The organism is Metabacillus herbersteinensis (assembly GCF_042433335.1).
GTDB classification, from domain to species: Bacteria; Bacillota; Bacilli; order Bacillales; family Bacillaceae; genus Metabacillus; species Metabacillus herbersteinensis.
This window is the reverse complement of the sequence record NZ_JBHLVO010000098.1, coordinates 1-636: the sequence shown is the minus strand read 5'-3', so window position 1 is coordinate 636 and position 636 is coordinate 1. Positions and strand designations below refer to the sequence as shown.

Sequence of the window (636 nt, the reverse complement as noted above, 5' to 3'; positions counted from 1 at the left end):
AAACCAGCTAATAGTTTGTCAATATTTTTCAATAAAAATTTAAAATATCTCATGCTATACTAAATTTAGACATGTCAAATAACCTTCCAATGTTCTGAGTATGGAAATTTTTGGGACGTTTAGTTATATTTTTAAACTAAGCCAGATCTTGGAAAGCTGATTTGCTTTTTAAAAGTGCATAAATCCAATGTAAGAGTTTATTGGCACATTCTATCACAGCTACTTTAAAGGGTTTTCCTTCTTCGCGCTTCTTATCATAAAACTCTCGTAATCGTTTGTTACGAGGAATTATTTCATCTGTCGTTTTTTTCTTGCGACAATCACGAATGGCACATTTAACGGCCATATACAAGGCCCGTCTCAGTCTGCTAGAACCTCGTTTGGTAATTCGATTTAAAGTACCTTTGAATGTACCAGATTCAAAGATACTGGGATCGATTCCGGCAAACGCTACTAGTTTCTTAGGGTGATTAAACCGATCAATTTCCCCAATCTCAGAAATAATCGTGGCAGAGATTTTTTCACCGATACCAGGGATTGATTGGATAATTCTACATTCTTCAATACCATTCGCTAAAGCATCTATCTCATCTTCAAGCTTGGATAGATGTTTTTTGTATTCAAGAAGCATATTAA

General features: G+C 34.6%; 1 protein-coding gene. It reads right to left on the bottom strand.

The features are described 5' to 3' along the window. Positions 1–136: 136 nt before the first annotated feature. On the bottom strand, positions 137–636 hold a 500-nt coding region (locus tag ACFFIX_RS27855), incomplete at its 5' end, for a transposase (RefSeq protein WP_378939910.1).